This window comes from Xanthobacter sp. ZOL 2024 (assembly GCF_052932325.1).
On record NZ_CM128808.1, the window covers coordinates 3,735,454 to 3,754,279 of the forward strand.

Sequence of the window (18,826 nt, forward strand, 5' to 3'; positions counted from 1 at the left end):
CGTTCAGGCCTGCGGTGATGGCGCCGGCGGCGGGGCCACCTGAAGGATGGCGGCGAGTTTCTCCACCCGTTCGCGCTCGGCGAGGGTGAGACGGCCATCGGCGGCGGCCGCAGCGGCCACCGTGTTCACCAGCGCCTGCCGCTGGGCCGGGTCCTGAACCAGGGTGGCGATGGCCTCCACCGCCTGCTCCCGTTCCAGCAGCAGGATGTAATATTGCTCCCGCACCAGCGCCTTGAACTCCGCGAGGGACAGCTGCAGCAGGTTCTGGCGCGCCTCGTTCAGGGAGCGCGCGGCGCTCTCGTCGAGGACGCGCGCGGCGGAGATGACGAACAGGGCCGCCCGGACCAAAGCGGCGTTGAACCCGCCATCACACAGCCGGCCGCGCAGTTCCGCCATGCGGTGCTGCCGGAAGGCCTCCTTCTCCGGGCTGCAGGCGGGCAGCTCGCGCACCTTCTCATCGAGATTGAGCCCCACCAGGCCCTGCAGCAGGGGCGAGCCGTAAAGGGCGAAGAACAGCCGCTCCACCCCCTGGTCGCGCAGATCGCGGAAGCCGTCGAGGGCCGCGATGATCTGATCGGACACCAACTTCTGCGCGGTGAGGAAGGGATTGTCGGCCGGCACCGGACGGCGCGCGGCGGCCACAGCGGCGGCGGCCCTGGCCACCGGCTTCATCAGCGGGTTGGTGTCGGCGAACCCGCTGTAGCTGAGGCGCAGGGGATTGGCCTTGAACAGCAGCTCCGCCAGCTGCGGCGTCGCCAGGGCGCGCACCGCCGGCTGGAAGAAGGTGCGATAGATGGAATGGTTGATCTCCGAGACGCGGCGCGCGGTGGCGAAGGCACGGTCGTCGGCGGCGCTGTTGCGGCCATAGGCGCGGATGTCATCCAGCGAGCGCAGCTCGAAGCGGCTGTGCCAGGCCGGCCCCTCCGGCTTCGCCGCGTCGTCGCTCGCCGGCTCGATGATCAGTTCGTAGAGGCCGGGCGGCAGGCAGTCCATGAGGTCCATCAGCCGCACCATCTCTTCATCCTCCTTCGCCCCCACCTTGGCGGAGACAAAGATGGCGAGATGGCCCACTTTCTGGTTCATGCAATAGACGATGGTGCGCCCTTCCGCGCGGATGTCGTCCACATCGCGGTAAAGGTCGAGGATCCAGCCCAGCGTCTGCGGCGGCGGGGAAATGTTGTCGCCCTGGGAGGTGAACACGATGACCGGAGAAGCGACGTTTCGTACGTCGAAGACCTTGCCGGTCGTGGAGCGGATCTCGTTGCGGGTGAGCTTGTCGCCGATGAACATCTCGTCCACCAGAAACTGGATTTCCGCGCCATTGAGGGTGATGAAATCGCCCCACCATTTTTCGAAGCCGAGATAGCGCGGCCCTTCGGTGTCGATGGCGGAATACAGGTCGTACTGCTTGCCCCACAGCCAGTTGGCCGGGTTGAGATTGTCGAAGTTCAGGATCAGCCAGGTGCCGTCGAACTTGCCCCGGCCCAGGTCGCAGGTCAGCGCCGTCAGCCAGGATCCGCCCAGCAGGCCGCCGGCGTAGCGCATGGGGTTCTTGCCGTGCACCCCCTGCCAATAGGACATGGGCGAGCCGGCCACCATGCACGGGCCGAACAGGTCGGGGCGCAGCATGGCCACCATCAGGGTCTGATAGCCGGCCTGGCAATTGCCGATGGCGAAGGGGGGCGGCGCTTCCGGATGCAGGGCGCGCACCTGCTCGAAGAAGGAGACCTGGCCCTCCACCACGTCGAGGAAGGTCTGGCCCGGCTCGGGCTCGGCGGAAAAGCCGATGAAATAGACCGGATGGCCATTGGCCAGCGCCTCGCCGATCTCGCTGTGGGTCTTGAAACCGCCGATGCCCGGCCCCTGGCCGGCGCGCGGGTCCACCACCACCACCGGCCGCTTGCGCGGGTCCACTTCCAGGCCCGCGGGCGGCACGATGCGGGAGAGCGAATAATTGATGGGGCGGGGCAGGGCACGGCCGCTGGCAATTACATCGTGGTCGAAGGAGAGCACGGTGGCCATGGGCCGGGCCGCCATCTCCGCCTGCTCATTGCCGCGCTGGCGCAGCAGGTCGAGGAACAGCACCGCGCGCTGCCAGCTGTCCAACAGATAGTCCGCCAGGGGGCCGCCGCCATCGAGGCGGGCGGGCAAAGGGAGCGCAGGCATCGGGAGCGCAGGGAACGGTGTGACGGGCGCAGGCGCCGGCGATGGCGCGTGGGCTGGGGCAGCGCCGGCCGGGCTGCCCCAGCCCGCGAAGGTCAATGGCGGAACACCGAGCGCGGGAAAATGGAGGCCGGCGGGCAAGGGCAGGCCCCAGGCCCGCGGATCGAACAGGCGGTGGAGCGGCATGGATGACGACGTGTCGTTGGCGTTCTGGGCCATGGAACCCTCCTTCTCGACACGGGCGCGGTGGGTGCCCCCGGGCCTTGCGGCCCGGGCTCCACTCGTGTGTCGACCGGCGACCAGGCGCCTGGCCGCTGCCGCGCCGGTGGCGCTGCTTTAGGCATAACGCACGCTTCGGCAGTGCGGCAAGGCTGCCACACGCCGGCGACAGTCGTGCGGGCGGTGGTGCTCTCTGTCAGATCTGAAATGGTGCGATGAGATGTTAAGCGATTCTGGTGAGCAGCTCACCGGAGTTTGCCCAATGCCGCGCCAGTGGCTGAAGAACTATCAGAAATAAAACGATTTTTTTGATATTGGAATTGCCGGTTCTTTGGCGTTGAGTGGCCTATTTCCCATCGGTAGGCTGCTCACAGTGGTCATGAGGAGTGATCAACGTGGCGGATGAACGGGAGCGTGGTCGGGCATTGGACCCGGCGGTTCTGGAGGTGCCCGGCACCACTTTGAGGGGCAACCAGGCCTATGATCTGCTGCGCCGCGAGATCGTCTCGTGCCGCATCCTGCCCGGAACCCGCCTCACCGAGGCGGAGCTCATGGACCGTTTCGAGCTGGGCAAGGCGAGCTGCCGCATTGCCCTGCAGCGCCTCATTCAGGAAGGTTTCGTCACCTCCATGCCGCGCCACGGCTACCGTGTGGCACCCATCACCGTGAAGGATGTGGAGGAGGTGTTCGCGCTGCGCCTGGTGCTGGAGCCGCTGGCGGCGCGCGGCGCGGCGGGGCGGGTGAACCGGGCCCATCTGCAGCGCCTGGAACAGGCCTGCCGCGTGAAGCTCACGGTGGAGATGGGCAACCAGATCGACTTCTTCCTGGAGGCCAACCGCTCCTTCCACATGGCCATCGCCGAGGCGAGCGGCAACCAGCGGCTCTGCCGCACCCTCTCGGGTCTGCTTGACGAGATGACCCGCCTGGTGGCGCTCGGCTTCGGCGTGCAGCGGGTACGGCCGAACATCGACAACGACCATGTGCAGCTCATCGAATTCCTCGCCGCGGGCGACGCCGAGGCGGCGGCGGAGGTGGCCCGTCGCCACGTGGAGACCTTCCGGCAGATGACCATGGACAAGGTGATTGCCTCCCTTCGGGAGTCCGCGGCGGTGGTGCCGGTGGGGCCGTCCTCTGGCGTGGTGGGGGGGGAGCGGTGAGCGTCGTCAGGCTCGAAGGGGTCGGCAAGAGCTTCGTGCGTCGCGATGGCGAGCAGCTGGAAGTTCTGCGCAACATCAATCTGGAGGTGTCGGAGCGGTCCATCGTGGCGCTCGTCGGGGCCTCGGGTTGCGGCAAGAGCACCCTGCTCAACATCATCGCCGGTCTGGCGGAGCCCGATCAGGGCGCGGTCTATCTCAACGACATGCGCTCCAGCGCCTTCAAGGACTGGCGCTCCATGACCTACATGTTCCAGGAGGATCGCCTGTTCCCCTGGCGCACCACCGCGCAGAACGTGGCGTTCGGCCTGGAGGCGGCCGGTGTGGCGCGGGGCGAGCGGCGCGAGCGGGTCATGAAGGTGCTGGAGCTGGTGGGGCTCGACACGTTCGCCGACTCCTTCCCCCACGAATTGTCCGGCGGCATGCGCTCGCGCGCGGCGCTCGCCCGCAGCCTCGTCACCGAGCCCACCATCCTGCTGATGGATGAGCCGTTCTCCAAGCTCGATCCCTCGATCCGCGCCAGCATGCACGATGAGGTGCTGCGCATCGCCGCGCTCAAGCAGATGTCCGTGATCTTCGTCACCCACGATGTCGAGGAAGCGGTGGTGCTCGCCAACAAGATCGTGGTTCTGCATCCGCGCCCCGGCCGGGTGCGCGAGACGCGCGAGGTGGCCTTGCCCTATCCGCGCAATCCCCTGTCTCCCGAGGTCGCGGAAGAAGTGCGCCTGTTGCGCCTCAGCTTGTGACCGTCCCTCTCTTCGCACCCTCAGGCCGGACCATGAAGCGCTCACCTTTCCAGATGGCCCAGGACCGCCGATTGCGGCTGATCAGCCTGCGCCTGCTGCTGCTCGTGATTGTTCTCGTCATCTGGCAGATCGGCTCGCTCGGCGCGCCGCCGTTCATTCTGCCGAGCCCCGCCCGCACCGGCAGCGCCTGGGCGGATCTCGTGGTCACCTCCGGCTTCTGGGCCGATTTCGGCATCACCTTCTACCGCATCGTGGTCGGCTTCGCCCTGGCGGCGCTGGTGGGCGCGGCCATGGGGCTGGTGCTGGGCGCAAGCCGCACCCTGGGTGAGTTCTTCGAGCCGGTGCTGGTGGTGGTGAACACCGTGTCCTCCTCCATCTGGGCCATTTTCGCCCTGATCTGGTTCGGCCTGTCCAACTGGAGCACCATCTTCGTGGTGTTCATGACCGCCATGCCGCTGATCCTCACCAATGTGTGGCAGGGCACGCGCACGGTGAACCGGGAGTTCGTCGAGCTGGCGCAGACCTTCCGCATGTCGAAGCCGAAGGTGCTGTGGAAGATCTACCTGCCCACGATCCTGCCGCTGTTCTTCGCCGGCGCGCGCCTCGCGTTCGGGTTCGGCGCCCGGGTGAGCATCGTGGCGGAAACCCTGGGGGCCTCCAGCGGCATCGGCTACCGGCTCCGTCAGGCGGCAGACCTCGTCCAGACCGACCAGGTGTTCGCCTGGACACTGACCCTCGTCGCTCTGATGATCGCTCTTGAAGCCATCGTTCTCAAGCCTCTTGAAAGGCATCTGTTCTCCTGGAGGGAGCGTCCGTCCGCTTAAAGCCAAGAAGAGTATGACGCGTATACAGCCTTTCTAGATAGGGGATAAGGTATGAAACGTCTTGCTATTCTCGCCGCGGCGTTCGCCGTTGGTCTGTCTGTTGCGCCGGCGCACGCCGAAAAAGTGAAGATCGGCTATTGGAGCTCGGGCGTCAGCCTCGGTTTCGGTGCGTTTCTTGAAACCGGAAAGTTCATGGAGAAGCAGGGGCTGGACGTGGAATACGTCAAGTTCCCCGATGTGAACGCCCCCACCAAGGCCATGGCCGCCGGTGCCATTGATTTCGCCATCGGCGCCAGCGCCGGCAGCGCCTTCTCGGTGACGGCGGACGGCCTGCCCATGAGCATCGTCCTCGCCACCCAGGTGGCCGAGCTCGACTTCGTGGTGCTGGAAGACTCGCCCATCAAGGCGATGGGCGACCTGAAGGGCAAGAAGATCGGCATGTCGCCGGCCGGCAGCGCCACCGCTGCCATCACCACCGCGATCCTGGTGAAGAATTACGGCATGTCGCCGAGCGATTTCACCGCGGTGCCGGGCAACGATTCCCGTCTCGCCCAGTTCCTGGTGCAGAAGGACATCGACGCCGCCGCCCTGCGCAGCGTGACCCTGGCGCTGCTGCCGGACCTGAAGGTCCGCAAGCTGGCCAGCTTCCGCAGCGAGTGGGCCAAGATCACCGGCAAGGACGCGCCGCCGGTGCTGGGCGTGGGCCTCATCCGCAACGCCTGGCTGAAGGACAACCCGGAAGCGGCCGCGAAGATCATCGCCGGCATGCGCAACGCCTATGAGGCCGGCAAGACCGACAAGGAGGCCGTCGCCAAGGCCCTGATGAGCGCCGGCAACATCCCCGAGACCGACGCCAAGGCCTACGCCGCGCTGTGGGATGGCATCTACACCGTCTCCATGGACCCCGCGACCATCGCCTCCCTGAAGGCGGAGTTCGAGGTGTTCAAGAGCGTCGGCGTGGTGAAGGGCAACCTGCCCGACGCGGCGCTCAACCCCGCGCCCTACGAGGCCTCCAAGGCCATCAAGTAAGACGCCGGGACCCGATCGCCCGGCGGGCTGAATTCACCAGACACCCACCTAACAGAGAGAAGTGGAATGCCCGAGACTCTGCCCAACACCATGAAGGCGTTGCTGCTGCGGCAGCACGGTGACGTGAGCGACCTGGAAGTGGTGAACGACTATCCGGTGCCGAGCCCGAAGCCGGGCGAGGTGGTGATCCGCGTCGGTGCGTCGTCCTTCAACTACCACGACGTGTTCACGGTGAAGGGCATGCCCGGCATCAAGGTGCCGCTGCCGGTCATCATCGGCCTCGACATGGCCGGCGAGATCGTGGAGCTGGGCGAGGGCGTCACCGATTGGAAGGTGGGCGATCGGGTGCTGGTGAACCCCCTCAACCCCAAGGTGGGGCTGATGGGCGAGATGCTGGACGGCGGCATGGCGCAATATTGCGCCGTCACCGCCGCCCAGCTCATCAAGATGCCGCCGGACGTGAGCTTTGTGGATGCCGCTTCGCTGCCGGTGGCCTATGGCACCGCGCACCGCATGCTGGTGACCCACAACACGGTGAAGGCGGGCGACAAGGTGCTGATCCTCGGCGCCTCCGGCGGCGTCGGCACGGGCTGCGTGATGCTGGCCAAGCAGATGGGCTGCGAGGTGATCGCCTGCGCCGGCTCCGATGACAAGATGGCCCGCCTCAAGGAGCTGGGCGCCGACCACGTGGTGAACTATCGCACCACCGATTTCTCCAAGTGGGCCATCGGCCAGTATGGCAAGCCCCAGCGCCGCACCTATGAAGGTGGCGTCGACGTGGTGGTGAACTTCACCGGCGGCGACACCTGGCTGCCCTCGCTCAAGTGCGTGAAGCGCGGCGGCAAGATCCTCACCTGCGGCGCCACCGCCGGCCACGATCCCAAGGAAGACCTGCGCTACATCTGGAGCTTCGAGCTGCAGGTGATCGGCTCCAACTCCTTCTATCACGACAACCTCGCCGCCCTGATGGACATGATCCAGGAGGGGTCTCTGAAGCCGGTGGTGGACAAGGTGCTGCCGCTCGAGGAGGCCGCCGAGGGCCTGCGCATGATCCGTGACCGCGAGGTCATGGGCAAGATCGTCGTCACCCCCTGAGAGGCCGTCATGTCTGAAGCTCCTTTGACCAAGGAACAGGTCGAGGCCCTGCTGCTCAAGGGCCCGTTCCACCAGTGGCTCGGCCTCACCGTGGAAGAGGTGGGGGAGGGCACCATCCGCCTGCGCGCCAAGTGGCGGCCGGAATGGGTGGTGAATGCCGACAAGGGCTATGCCCACGGCGGCATCCTCGCCACCCTGGTGGATCTCACCGCCGATTGGGCGCTGGTGTCGAAGACCGGCCGCGGCGTCCCCACCGTCGACCTTCGGGTGGATTACCACCGCGCAGCCATGCAGCATGACCTCATCTGCGTGGGCAAGGTGGTGAAATTCGGCGGCCAGCTCTGCGTCTCCGAGGCGCAGATCCTGGACGAGGCCGGCAAGCTCCTGGCCAGCGGACGCGGGGTCTACATGATCCCGCCCAAGGGTTAAGGGAGACGCCCCGTGGCCGCGCTCGACCATGTGGTGATCAACACCCTCAAGTCCATGGACGCGGCCGCGGACCTGTTCGCGGCGCTGGGCTTCACGCTCACGCCGCGCGGGCACCACTCGCTGGGCTCCATCAATCATCTGATGATGACGCCGGGCGCCTACCTGGAGCTGGTGGGCGTGCCGGAGAGCGGCCTGCAGCGCCAGGAGGTGCTCGACAGCCCGTTCGGCCTCAACGGCCTGGTGTTCCGCACCCCCGATGCGGACGCCACCTTCGATGCCCTCACCGCCCGTGGGCTCACGGTGCTGCCGCCGGTCGCTTTCTCGCGACCGGTGGAGATCGCCGGGCGGGCCGAGGAGGCGCGGTTCCGCACCGTGCGCTTCCCGCCCGATGCCTTTCCCGGCGGGCGCGTCTATTTCTGCCAGCACCTCACGCCGGAACTGGTGTGGCGCGAGGAGTGGCTGAGCCATCCCAACGGCTTTATCGGCATCGACCGGTTCGTGGTGCAGAGCCCCGAGGCCGAGGCTCTCGCCATCCGTTTCGCGGCGGCGGTGGGCACCATCGCCCGCTCGGAGCCCTGCGGCTGGCGGGTGGCGCTGGATGACGCGGAGATCCAGGTGGTGGCGGGGCCGGATGCCCGCTTCCTCACCACCCATCTGCGCTTTGCCGATCTCGACGAGCTGGAGGCCCGCGCCCACGGATCGCGCGACGCCATCTGGCAGCGGCACGGCACGCGCGCGGGCACGCTGCTGCTGCCCGGCCTCCAATTGACCCTGACCTGCAGGAGCAGCCGATGACCGAGCCCCTCAACCTGGGCGATTTCGTCTCCCGGACGCAGGAGGCCGACCGCCCGCTCTTCATCGGGCTCGATTTCGACGGCACCGCCCGCATCATGACCCGCGCCGCTTTCGATGAGATGGCCGATGCGGTGGCCCGGGGCCTCATCAAGGGCGGCATCGGCCGCGGCGATCGCATCGCCATCCTGGCCGCCAACCGTCCCGAATATGTGGCGGTGCTCATGGGGGCCATGCGGGCCGGCGTGGTTCCTGTGCCGGTGAACTTCAAGTTTCCCGCCGCCACCATCGCCCATGTGATCGCCGACAGCGGTGCCAAGCTGGTGATCTACGATGCCGAGCGCCGCGCCGCGCTCGACGGTGCCGCCTTGCCTGATGTCGCCTTGGCGGCGTTCGACGGCGAGGGGCCCGGCACCCTGGCGGCCTGGCTCGACGCCGGCCCCTTCACGCCGGTGACGCCGGCGGCCGACGAGCCGGCGCTGAGCCTCTACACCTCCGGCTCCACTGGCCGCCCCAAGGGCGTGCTGCTGTCCCACGCCTCCCATCTTTGGGTCGCCAGGACCCGCATGGGGGAGACCGACCTGAGCCGCGAGCGCATGCTGATCGCCGCGCCGCTCTATCATATGAACGCCTTGGCGCTGGCGGTGCTGGCCTGCGCCTCCGGCACCACCGCGGTGCTGCTGCCGCAGTTCCGCGCGGTGCCCTATATCGAGGCCATCAGCCGGCTGGGCTGCACCTTCCTCACCGCCGTGCCGCCCATGATCGCCATGATGCTGCGGGAGAAGGCGGCGCTGGCCGAGGCGGACCTCTCAGGCGTGCGCATGGTGCGCATGGGCTCGGCGCCGGTCACCGATGCCCTGGCGGAGCAGATCGGCAAGCTGCTGCCCAACGCGCGCATCATCAACGCCTATGGCACCACGGAGGGCGGGCCCATCGTGTTCGCCGGCCATCCCGATGGGCTGTCCACCCCCATGGGTTCAGTGGGCTATCCCCATCCGCAGGTTCAGGTGCGCCTGGTGGGGCCGGACGCGCCCCATGCGGGGGTGCTGGAGATGAAGAGCCCGGCGGTGATGCTCGGCTATCACAACCGGCCCGACGTGCGCTCCCCCATCACCGCCGATGGTTATTACAACACCGGTGATGTCTTCCGGCGCGATGCCGATGGCTTCTTCTATTTCATCGGCCGGGCCGACGACATGTTCGTCTGCGGCGGCGAGAACATCTTCCCCGGCGAGGTGGAAGCGGTGCTGGACAGCCACCCGGCGGTGATGCAGTCCTGCGTGGTGCCGGTGCCCGACGACATCAAGGGCGAAAAGCCGGTGGCGTTCGTGGTGCGCCGCGCCGGGGTGGAGGTGGACGAGGCGGCGCTCAAGCAGTTCGTTCTGGCGAACGCTCCGGCCTACCAGCATCCGCGTCGCGTGTGGTTCGTGGAGCAGATGCCGCTGGCCTCCACCAACAAGATCGACCGGGCCGGCCTGAAGGCGCGGGCGGTGGCGGAGCTGGCTGCGCTCGGCAGCTGAGCACGGCGCTCCCCGCCGTCCTGTCTTGACGACACACGGCTGCCGCACCGATGGATCGGTGGCGCCCATCGGCGGCGCCCATCGGCGGCGCCCCTTGGGGGGGCGCGTTCGGTGCCCGGTTCAGCCGTCATCCGCGAGCCTTCCGGCTCGCTTGCGAGGATTTCTTATGGCCAATTCCTTCGACTGGACCGCCGGCTATCCCTCCCGCCGCCTGCCGGTATTCGGCAACAATGTGGTCTCCACCTCCCATCCGCGGGCGGCGCAGGCCGGCATGCAGATGCTGTGGAAGGGTGGCAATGCGGTGGATGCGGCCATTGCCGCGGCGGCGGTGATGACCCTGGTGGAGCCCTGCAGCAACGGGCTCGGTTCCGATGCCTTCTGCATCCTGTGGGATGGGCAGAAGCTGCACGGCCTCAATGCCTCGGGCTTCGCCCCGGCGGCCTGGACGCCGGACTATTTCCGCGCCAAGTATGGCGCCGACGCCAAGAGCCCGCCCATGCGCGGCTGGGATGCGGTGACCGTGCCGGGCGCGGTGGCGAGCTGGGTGGCGCTGTCCGAGCGCTTCGGCAAGCTGCCGTTCGCCGATCTTCTGGCCCCCGCCATCGCCATCGCGGAAGCCGGCTTTCTGGTCTCCACCAATGTGCAGCACAAATGGGCGGCGGCCGCGACCCTGCCGCAGCTCGTCTCCCAGCCCGGCTTCGCCGAGGTGTTCCTGCCCAAGGGGCGCGCGCCGCTGGTGGGCGAGCATGTGCGCATGCCCGGTGCCGCGCGGGCGTTGCGGCGCATCGCCGAAACCCGGGGCGCGGCCCTCTATGGCGGCGAGATCGCCGAGGCGCTGGAGATGAACGCCCGCGCTCACGGCGGCGCACTGACCGCCGCCGACATGGCCGCCTTCAAGCCCGAATGGGTGGAGCCGGTGGCGCAGGCCTATCGCGGCTACAGCGTGCATGAGATCCCGCCCAACGGGCAGGGCATCACGGCGCTGGTGGCGCTGGGCATCCTCTCCCATTTCGATCTTTCGGGCCTGTCCGCCGACAGCGTGGCGGCCCAGCACCTGCAGATCGAGGCCATCAAGCTCGCCTTCGCCGATGTCTATCGCTACGTGGCCGACCCCCGCGCCATGGAGATCACGGCGGCGCAGATGCTGGATGCGGACTATCTGGCGGCGCGGGCGCGGCTCATCGACCCGCGCCGGGCCCAGCCCTTTGCCCCGGGCAATCCGGTGAAGGGCGGCACCATCTACCTCACCGCCGCTGATACCTCGGGCATGATGGTGAGCTTCATCCAGAGCAATTACATGGGCTTCGGTTCCGGCGTGGTGCTGCCGGAATGGGGCGTCTCGCTGCAGAACCGGGGCTTCGGCTTCAGCCTCGATCCCGCGAAGCCCAACGTGGTGGCGCCGCACAAGCGGCCGTTCCACACCATCATTCCCGGCTTCCTGATGAAGGATGGCGCGCCGGTGATGAGCTTCGGCGTGATGGGCGGCAACATGCAGCCCCAGGGCCATGTGCAGACCTTGGTGCGCATGCTGGATTTCGCCCAGAACCCGCAGGCCGCCTGCGATGCGCCGCGCTGGCGCTTCGACCAGGGCCTCACCATCAATCTGGAGCCCGGGAACAGTCCCGAACTGCTGGAAGGTCTTGCGGCGCTCGGCCACGAGGTGCAGGTGCTGCACGACACCTACCAGGATTTCGGCGCCGGCCAGTTCATCTGGCGCATGGGGGATCCGGCGGTGGAAGGCTACGCCGCCGCTTCCGATCCCCGCCGCGATGGCCAGGCGGTGGTGGGCTGAGGCCGCGCGGGCGCGACGATGGGATGAGACGCAGCACCGGCCCTTGCCGCCCCGGCCGAGCCGGTGCCGCGCCCAGCAGGTCCGAAGGCCTCGCTGTTCCGTGTGCATCATGACCACGCGCCCGGCCCGTGCCCGCTGACCACGGCCGCGTGGCGCTGCCCCGCGAGCCCATGCGGCGCCCACAGGCTCGCGCGGACGTATCGCCGGCAATTGCTTCTTGAGGACAAGCCGCCGGCGCCTTCAGGCGGCGCGCAGGGATACCCCCCTCCAGCCGCGGGCGCCGTGTCAGCCGGCGCTCTCCACCTTGGATATCCGCACCTTGCCGATGCTGCGCTTGTCCAGGGAAATGATCTCGAACCGCAGTCCGTCCTTCTCCACGCTGTCGCCCGCCCGCGGCAGATGCCCGATCTGGGTCAGGATATAGCCGGCGAGCGTCGAATAGCGGTTGGCGTCGTCGACGAGGTCATATCCGGTGGTGCCGCTGAACTGGCGGATGTCGATGAAGCCGTCGGCGATCCAGGCGCCATCGTCCTGCCGCTCCAGGGCTGCCGCCTCCTCGCCGAGATCGGGAAACTCGCCGGCAATGGCCTCCAGCACGTCGGTGGGGGTCGCGATGCCCTCCAGCGCCCCGTGTTCATCGACCACCATGGCCATCTGCACCGGTGAGCGGCGCAACTGCTCCATCACCTTCAGCACATCGGTGGATTCATGAACGATGGCCGGCTGCCGCGCCATGCGGGCCCAGTCGATCGGCTGGCCGTCGATGATCGCATTGAGCAATTCCTTGGTGATGGCGACGCCCACGAAATCGTCGACGCTGTCCCGAGCCAGGATGACCCGGCTGTGGGTGAGGTTGCGGATGGCGGCGCGCAGCTCCTCGGGGTTTTCGTCGAGGTCCAGCCATTCCAGCTCATTGCCCGGCGTCATGATCGAGCTCACGGAGCGCTCGCCGAGATCGAGCACGCCGCGGATCATCTCCTTTTCCTCGGGCTTGAAGAGATCGCCCTGGGAGGCCTGCTCGGCGATGACGTCCACCGTCTCGCCGAGGGGCTGGTCGCCGACACGGCCCCCCAGAAGGCGCAGCACCGCTTCCGACGTGCGCTCGCGCAGGTCGCCGGTGGTGATGCGCTTTTCGCGGTTGTGGCGGCCGATCTGGTTCGCGGCCTCGATCAGCACCGAGAAGCCGATCGCCGCATAGAGGTAGCCCTTCGGGATGTGGAAGCCAAAGCCCTCGATCACCAGGCTGAAGCCAATCATCAGCAGGAAGCCGAGGCACAGGATGACCACCGTCGGGTGCTTGGAGACAAAGGCCATGAGCGGCTTGGAGGCGGCCATCATGACCGCCATGGCGATGCAGACCGCGGTGATCATGACCCAGAGGTTGTTCACCATGCCGACGGCGGTGATGACGCTGTCGAGCGAGAATACCGCATCGAGCACGACGATCTGCACGATCACTTGCCAGAAGACGGCGTGAACCACCTTGCCGTCCTTCGGCTTGTGCGCGCCTTCCAGCCGCTCGTGCAGCTCCATGGTGCCCTTGGCCAGCAGGAACACGCCGCCCAGGATGAGGATGACGTCGCGCCCGGAGAAATCGAACCCGGCCACGTCGAACAGGGGCTGGGTGAGCGTCACGATCCAGGAGATGGAGAACAGCAGCACCACGCGCATGGCGAGCGCGAGCGACAGGCCCATCAGCCGCGCCCTGTTGCGCTGATGCGGCGGCAGCTTGTCCGCCAGGATGGCGATGAAGACGAGGTTGTCGATGCCGAGGACGACTTCGAGAACCACCAGGGTGATGAGGCCGATCCAGATATTTGGATCTGCGAGGAACTCCATAGGGGGACCTTTTAGAGAGGGCGCAAACGCAAAAAGCCCCGGATGAAGCATCCGAGGCGGTCATTCGCCATATGAAAGAATAGGGGAGTATGAGGCCGGCCTCTACTTTCGGAGGTCAGCCTCGTTCGGTATCGACAATCGCCTGTACTGTCGCCTTCATCCGGCATCGTGGCGCTTTATCACTTCATGTTGAATAAAACCTGCTATCATCTCCATAGCATGGCGACGCCGGATTTGAAAGATCCACCCCCGCGTGCCGAATGACCGCAGGTCAAGTGGCCTTCCTGTCTCGTCCGACGCGGCCCGGCCGTCGTCGCAGACATCCTGCCGGCGACGGCGAGAGGAGGGCGCTTGTGGAACACCCCCGCTGCGCAGAACACCGCGCCGGGCTGGCGCCCTTCAGCGGGAGGGGAGCTTGGAGATGACAAACTCGGCGAACTGGCCCGGGTCGATATCGAAGTCGCCCCGCTCTTCGGCGGCGCTTCGGATGAGATTGTTCTCGTTGCCGAGCGCGTGCACCAGCTCGGCGGGAAAATAATCCAGCGCCAGCGGGTGCTCGCGAAACCGCTCGATATCGTAGATTCGAAGGTCCGCTTTGGTGTTCACGACCGAGGCGGAGGAAATGACGGCGCCCGGCGCGTTGGCGATCCATTTATATTTGGCGAGGCCAGCACCCCAATGCGTGACGAAATAATCGCAGAGCTTTGTTGCGACGATACTGGTGCCCATGGTGCACGGAACGAGATTTCGCACGGCCACGTTGGTCACCCCGTCGGCCTGCACCTGCTGGATCACGGAATTCACCAGCTCGATCTCTTCCTGCACGATGGAGGGCAGGTGATCGCCTTGTATCAACCGTTCATTGAAGCTTCGCACGAAACCATTGTTGGCCCCCGCCTGAAAATTGTGTCCATCGAACAGCACAAGGAAACGGCGATTGGGAATGGCCGACAGGCGTCGGATGAGTTCGGCATACCCCTCGCCCTGGCGCCGCCAACAGCGGTTTTCAAGCCGCAGGCCGATGAGCAGGACCGTGGCATCCGCCTTCTCCGCCTCAAGTTGCGCCGCGAACGCCCTTTCGTGATCGAACGCGAGCCGAAGAACCCGGTCGGCCAGGGACTGGGTGATCCGGTAGGCCTGGAACGGAAAGAAGGCCACGCCCTGGCAGGCCGCAGTGACGACGTCGGCCAAGCCGCAGGCGCCCCGGTGCACATTCCCCGTGCTTCCGGAAAGATGTCGTCTACGGGATAGATCGGTTCTTCGGAGCCGGGATAGGTGAAGATTGCGGGCGTTCGGCCGCTCCGCACGACGGTGTCGACGCAGGACAGTTCATTCCAGATGTAATGGCCGATATGGTTCTCGCGGAACATCAGTCCAGCCAGCGGCGCTTCAGCACGGCGATTGCGCAGGGCCGGGTAAAGATACTGGCGGATCAGCCGGATGCAGGCAATGTCGCTGTCGGAGAGGCGCGTCGATCCGCTATTATTGCGAAAATCCTGCTTCGCATAGAGTTTATTCTCACGCGTGTCGAAAATACCCTCGGTGACTTTGGTGTGGAGGGTCACCAGCGTGCAATAGGGGTCTGCAAGGTCGGCTAAAAAGCCAATATACCAGAAATTCGCATAGGGCAGGAAGTAATCAATTCGGAGCGTGCCGCCTGCCGGATATGGAGAACTCCGCCGAGGCAGACCGCCGACACCGCTTGCCAGCCGAGGCCCAGCGCAGGTAGTCCCGGGCCGACCTCGCGCTCCACCACGCGGTCCGGATACCGGATGCGCAGCACGGCGTCGTTGAAGCTGATGTCGCGGGTGTGGAAGATCTTCATGTGCTGATCCATTCGATGGAGACCGCCGCCGCGCGCGACAAGGAAGGCGCCCGACCCTTCATCGAAACCGGCAGCCACGTCGCACAAGTTCCCCTCAGCGGGAGGTAGGCGTGTCGACGCAGTGCGTCAAGCCGCCGTTTGGATGGGATATGTTGCCGCCGCGAACTCCACGGCCTGCTCGATGGCCGCCATCGGTTGCGACGGCGCTTCCAGCATCTCGATCGCCACCCAGCGGGAATAGCCGATATCCCGCAGCGCGTTGGCCGCCACGGCGTGATGGCCCACAGGCTGGACGAAGGTTGCCAGCTTGGGTTCGGCGATGTGAAAATGACACAGCCTGTCGGCGGTCGCTTTCACCGCCTCGCCGATGTCTCCACCGCCCAGCAGCACACAGCCCGTGTCGAGGTGCACGCGGAGCCCCGGGTGGTTGACGGCACGGACCATGCGCTCCACCTCCTGCCAGGTGCACAGGAAGTCGCCATTGTAGGCCGCCGGCACCGGCTCCAGCCCGATGGTGAGGCCCTGCGCGTCGGCGATCTCCGCGAGGTGTCGGAAGCGCGCCATGCCGAGATCGAACGCCGCCTCTTCGGCAAGGCCCGAACGGCTGCGCTGCTTGGGGGCGCCGAACACCAGGACCGACGCGCCAATGGCTGCACCGGCCGCGGCCACCCTCCGCAAATGCGCCGCCATGCGCTCGAACGACTCGACGTCCTGAAGGAGCGCGATGCCTTCGGCGCCGAAAAAGATGGCCTGAAGCGACGAAACCGAGATCCCCGCCCCGGCGAGAGATCTGCGGTATTCAGTGAGCATCGTGTCGTTGAGTTCACCCCAGGGGGCGATGCGCGTGGGCGCGACTTCGACGCCACGCAGCCCCTTCTCGGCGAGCCGTGCGATCTTGTCGGCTCCCGTCTGCTGCGGCAGCGCGAGATTGGAGAGTGAGAGCCTCATGCCTTCGGTCCGTTCAGAAATGTCTGGAGGTCCGCAAAAACCTCGTCCTGCGCCACGTGGTAGGGGCCCGTGCTGCCGAGGACATCAGAATGTCGCGTCCGCATGTCGTAGCGGATCGGATCGGCGGAAGGAGTGCCGAGCACGGTTCCGGGGAAGAAACGGTCGACGATCGCCTGGGTGTGTACCGGCTCGACGGCGATGTTGAGCCGCTTGAGGCCGGACTCGAGGATCCGCGTCAGATCACCGGGGAAACGGGCGAGGTCGTACCACTGAAAAAACGTGTTTGGATTGATCTGACTGACAAGATTGTCGTTCATGAGATCAAAAATAACATTCTTTTTCAAACCCTTACCAAATAGGGCCGGGAGGCGGACCACGACGTGATCGGCAAATTTCTCCGCGATCCACGCCTCGAGTTCCGCGCGGTGCTTCCCGTAGGGTTGGGTGCTGTCTGCGGCATCGGCCTCGGTCACGCCCAGGGGCTGCGCATAGACATCCACAGTCGAGATCAGCACAAAGCGCCTGGCGGTAATGGTCTCGAGCTCGCGCATCAGGCCCTCGATCCCAGCGCGGTCCTTTTCGGGCTCCTTGTTCGCAAGCCACTTCACGGCGGAGACGCCAGCGCACACGACGGTATCAAACTGCCGACCGCGAATATCCCCGATGTTGCGCGAGTTGTAGTGCGCACCAAAGGGCAGGGCCTCGCGCAGGTGGCTCCCCACGAAGCCCGTATGGCCGAGTCAAGGACGAGCGCAGACCCCAGCCGCCGCGTAAAATATTCCCGAGCCGTATTGATCAGAAGCACACGCTCCGGCGTCTGCATCGCTCCGCCCACATTATGCAGAAGCGGGTGGCCATTCGGCAGTTCCACGAAATCCATGCCCGACGACGTTATGATCAACTTGTATGTCATAAAGTCGATCAAGCTGTCGTTCTTTGGGACCGCATAAAGATTTTCTGGAATGGGCCGCGAGAGCGTGGGGTAGCGCTCAATGAAGCGCAGGAGCCGTCGCGAGACTGCTGCCGCGTTCCATGGTGGCGGGCATAGTGAAACCCCAGATGGAGGCGAAACTGATTGTTGCCGGAGGCCTCGTGGAGCGGCCGCTTGTTGCGCTCGAAGACGACGACCTCGACGCCGATGCTGGCGAGTGACGAAGCAATATGACAGCCATACCAACCCGCGCCGATCACTGCAATTTTGAAAGGCAAAATAAGATCTCCCACACCGGCAATCCCACCCCTATTATGCGCATTTCAGGCGCATTGAGTGTGGGCAACAGACAAGCGGGACCGTCGGCGCCAGATTTCGAAGGTGGGAGTGTATGCTGGAGATGGGTAGCCTCTGCATTTCTTTGGCATTGGATTGATACATGGCTCGCTGGGCGCGGTATACGGTAAACTGTTAGCGATCTATATATGTATAAAATACTGTCAAACAGATCTGACGCCACGTTCATATATTGGGCGCATCTATTTCGATATTGAAGGTGCTTTGGGGAAAGTGGCTGCCGAGGTCTGGAAAAGGTGCATCCAGCCGCCAGCGCGGCGTGAGCGGCCTGACGTTTGGGGGAGCGCAGGGGTCAGCTGCAATGCCGTCGGCTGCCGGTGACGCGCACAGGTCCTTCGGGTCGCCCGCTCCGGCCTATCGTGGCGGACGACCGGGATGGCACCGCGCCGCGGGTCCGCGCCTCTCGGCGGGCTACTCCGGTTCAGGCTAGCGCAGAAATGGGCGCGCTTCAATGGATCTGTAAGGCGGTCGGGGGAGGGGGCTCAGGCCGTGTTGAGTTCGAGGAGCTTTCTGCAATTTTCCATCAGGCGGTCGCCATAGTCGGGGGTGAGGGGGCTGATCTTCAGCAGAAGATTGAAATAGAGGCTGCCGAAGATCGCGTCGACCACGAGCTCGGGATCGATATGCCGGGGCACGAGACCGAGGGCCTGTGCCTTCTGGATCTCGTCGACCGTTCCCGCCCGGCGTGGCTTGATGTAATATTCGTTGAGCTCGGTCAGCACGTCCGGATCGCTCTGGGCTTCGGCCACGAGCTCTGCGATCACCTTTCCGAAAAACCCGTTGAACGCCACGATGAGCCTGTCGATCTTCTCGCGAATGGCGTCCTCAAGCGTGGTCGCCTGAGGGGCGTCGAGTTCGGGGACGATGCGCTCGTTGAACATGGCAACGACAAGGGCGGCTTTGGTTTTCCACCAGCGGTACAGGGTTGGCTTGCCCACGCCCGCGCGCTTGGCCACCTTCTCCATGGTCAGCTCGCGAACCGACATCTCCTGAAGGAGATCGTAGACGGCGCTCAAGATCGCATCGTGAGAATCCGCGCTCGACGAGCGTGGGCGGCCGAGGTGGGGGGAGAGGCGCTTCTGCGTGGTCATGAATTTATCGTTACGATGCGTTACGGAAAAAGGCAATTGACATTCCCGTTTCCGAAATTATTTTCCGTTACG

The 18,826-nt window shown here is 65.7% G+C and carries 18 protein-coding genes; 10 read left to right on the forward strand and 8 right to left on the reverse strand.

Annotated features, from left to right (window positions below; genetic code table 11):
* Positions 1-3: 3 nt before the first annotated feature.
* A complete protein-coding gene (locus tag ACU4E7_RS17065; protein ID WP_447019574.1) occupies positions 4-2,382 on the reverse strand; it encodes a DUF3141 domain-containing protein in 2,379 nt (792 codons plus the stop codon).
* 395 nt (positions 2,383-2,777) lie between these two features.
* On the opposite strand from ACU4E7_RS17065, the gene ACU4E7_RS17070 reads away from it, so the two are divergent.
* The 9 genes from ACU4E7_RS17070 (at position 2,778) to ACU4E7_RS17110 (ending at position 11,763) form a co-directional block, all read left to right on the forward strand.
* A complete protein-coding gene (locus ACU4E7_RS17070; protein WP_447019575.1) occupies positions 2,778-3,539 on the forward strand; it encodes a GntR family transcriptional regulator in 762 nt (253 codons plus the stop codon).
* Positions 3,536-4,282, forward strand: coding sequence for an ABC transporter ATP-binding protein (locus tag ACU4E7_RS17075; RefSeq protein ID WP_447019576.1), 747 nt, complete (start codon positions 3,536-3,538; stop codon positions 4,280-4,282). The genes ACU4E7_RS17070 and ACU4E7_RS17075 overlap by 4 nt, the downstream gene beginning before the upstream one ends.
* A 32-nt stretch (positions 4,283-4,314) precedes the next feature.
* On the forward strand, positions 4,315-5,106 hold the full coding sequence (locus ACU4E7_RS17080) for an ABC transporter permease (RefSeq protein ID WP_238122748.1): 792 nt from the start codon (positions 4,315-4,317) through the stop codon (positions 5,104-5,106).
* Between the two features lie 51 nt (positions 5,107-5,157).
* On the forward strand, positions 5,158-6,135 hold the full coding sequence (locus ACU4E7_RS17085) for an ABC transporter substrate-binding protein (protein ID WP_238122747.1): 978 nt from the start codon (positions 5,158-5,160) through the stop codon (positions 6,133-6,135).
* 90 nt (positions 6,136-6,225) lie between these two features.
* The gene (locus ACU4E7_RS17090; RefSeq protein ID WP_447021658.1) at positions 6,226-7,230 is read left to right on the forward strand and encodes a zinc-binding dehydrogenase; all 1,005 of its coding nucleotides are present in this window, start codon (positions 6,226-6,228) and stop codon (positions 7,228-7,230) included.
* 9 nt (positions 7,231-7,239) lie between these two features.
* Entirely contained in the window at positions 7,240-7,659 is a 420-nt protein-coding gene (locus tag ACU4E7_RS17095; RefSeq protein WP_238122746.1) for a PaaI family thioesterase, read from the forward strand.
* A gap of 12 nt (positions 7,660-7,671) precedes the next feature.
* Complete coding sequence (locus tag ACU4E7_RS17100; RefSeq protein ID WP_447019577.1) at positions 7,672-8,454, forward strand: VOC family protein; 783 nt, start codon at positions 7,672-7,674, stop codon at positions 8,452-8,454.
* Entirely contained in the window at positions 8,451-9,971 is a 1,521-nt protein-coding gene (locus ACU4E7_RS17105) for a class I adenylate-forming enzyme family protein (RefSeq protein ID WP_447019578.1), read from the forward strand. The genes ACU4E7_RS17100 and ACU4E7_RS17105 overlap by 4 nt, the downstream gene beginning before the upstream one ends.
* Before the next feature lie 166 nt (positions 9,972-10,137).
* Positions 10,138-11,763, forward strand: a complete 1,626-nt coding sequence (locus ACU4E7_RS17110) for a gamma-glutamyltransferase family protein (protein ID WP_447019579.1) — start codon at positions 10,138-10,140, stop codon at positions 11,761-11,763.
* Positions 11,764-12,048: 285 nt separating this feature from the next.
* Here ACU4E7_RS17110 and ACU4E7_RS17115 read toward each other — a convergent pair whose 3' ends face one another.
* Positions 12,049-13,602, reverse strand: coding sequence for a TerC family protein (locus ACU4E7_RS17115; protein ID WP_447019580.1), 1,554 nt, complete (start codon positions 13,600-13,602; stop codon positions 12,049-12,051).
* A 399-nt stretch (positions 13,603-14,001) separates the two neighbouring features.
* Entirely contained in the window at positions 14,002-14,793 is a 792-nt protein-coding gene (locus tag ACU4E7_RS17120; protein ID WP_447019581.1) for a hypothetical protein, read from the reverse strand.
* Positions 14,794-14,945: 152 nt separating this feature from the next.
* Here ACU4E7_RS17120 and ACU4E7_RS17125 point away from each other — a divergent pair, with 152 nt between their 5' ends.
* Entirely contained in the window at positions 14,946-15,200 is a 255-nt protein-coding gene (locus ACU4E7_RS17125) for a hypothetical protein (protein ID WP_447019582.1), read from the forward strand.
* Here ACU4E7_RS17125 and ACU4E7_RS17130 read toward each other — a convergent pair.
* From ACU4E7_RS17130 to ACU4E7_RS17150, 5 genes are all read right to left on the reverse strand, one after another.
* A complete protein-coding gene (locus ACU4E7_RS17130) occupies positions 15,197-15,505 on the reverse strand; it encodes a hypothetical protein (protein WP_447019583.1) in 309 nt (102 codons plus the stop codon). The two genes, ACU4E7_RS17125 and ACU4E7_RS17130, sit on opposite strands and share 4 nt — an antisense overlap.
* 48 nt (positions 15,506-15,553) lie before the next feature.
* Complete coding sequence (locus tag ACU4E7_RS17135; protein WP_447019584.1) at positions 15,554-16,375, reverse strand: sugar phosphate isomerase/epimerase family protein; 822 nt, start codon at positions 16,373-16,375, stop codon at positions 15,554-15,556.
* Positions 16,372-17,097, reverse strand: a complete 726-nt coding sequence (locus tag ACU4E7_RS17140; protein WP_447019585.1) for an NAD-dependent epimerase/dehydratase family protein — start codon at positions 17,095-17,097, stop codon at positions 16,372-16,374. Before ACU4E7_RS17140 ends, ACU4E7_RS17135 begins: the two co-directional genes overlap by 4 nt.
* A 199-nt stretch (positions 17,098-17,296) precedes the next feature.
* Positions 17,297-17,599 carry an FAD-dependent oxidoreductase gene (locus ACU4E7_RS17145; RefSeq protein ID WP_447019586.1) on the reverse strand — a complete coding sequence of 101 codons (303 nt, stop codon included), beginning with the start codon at positions 17,597-17,599 and terminating at the stop codon, positions 17,297-17,299.
* Positions 17,600-18,145: 546 nt separating this feature from the next.
* A complete protein-coding gene (locus ACU4E7_RS17150; protein ID WP_447019587.1) occupies positions 18,146-18,754 on the reverse strand; it encodes a TetR/AcrR family transcriptional regulator in 609 nt (202 codons plus the stop codon).
* Positions 18,755-18,826: the final 72 nt, after the last annotated feature.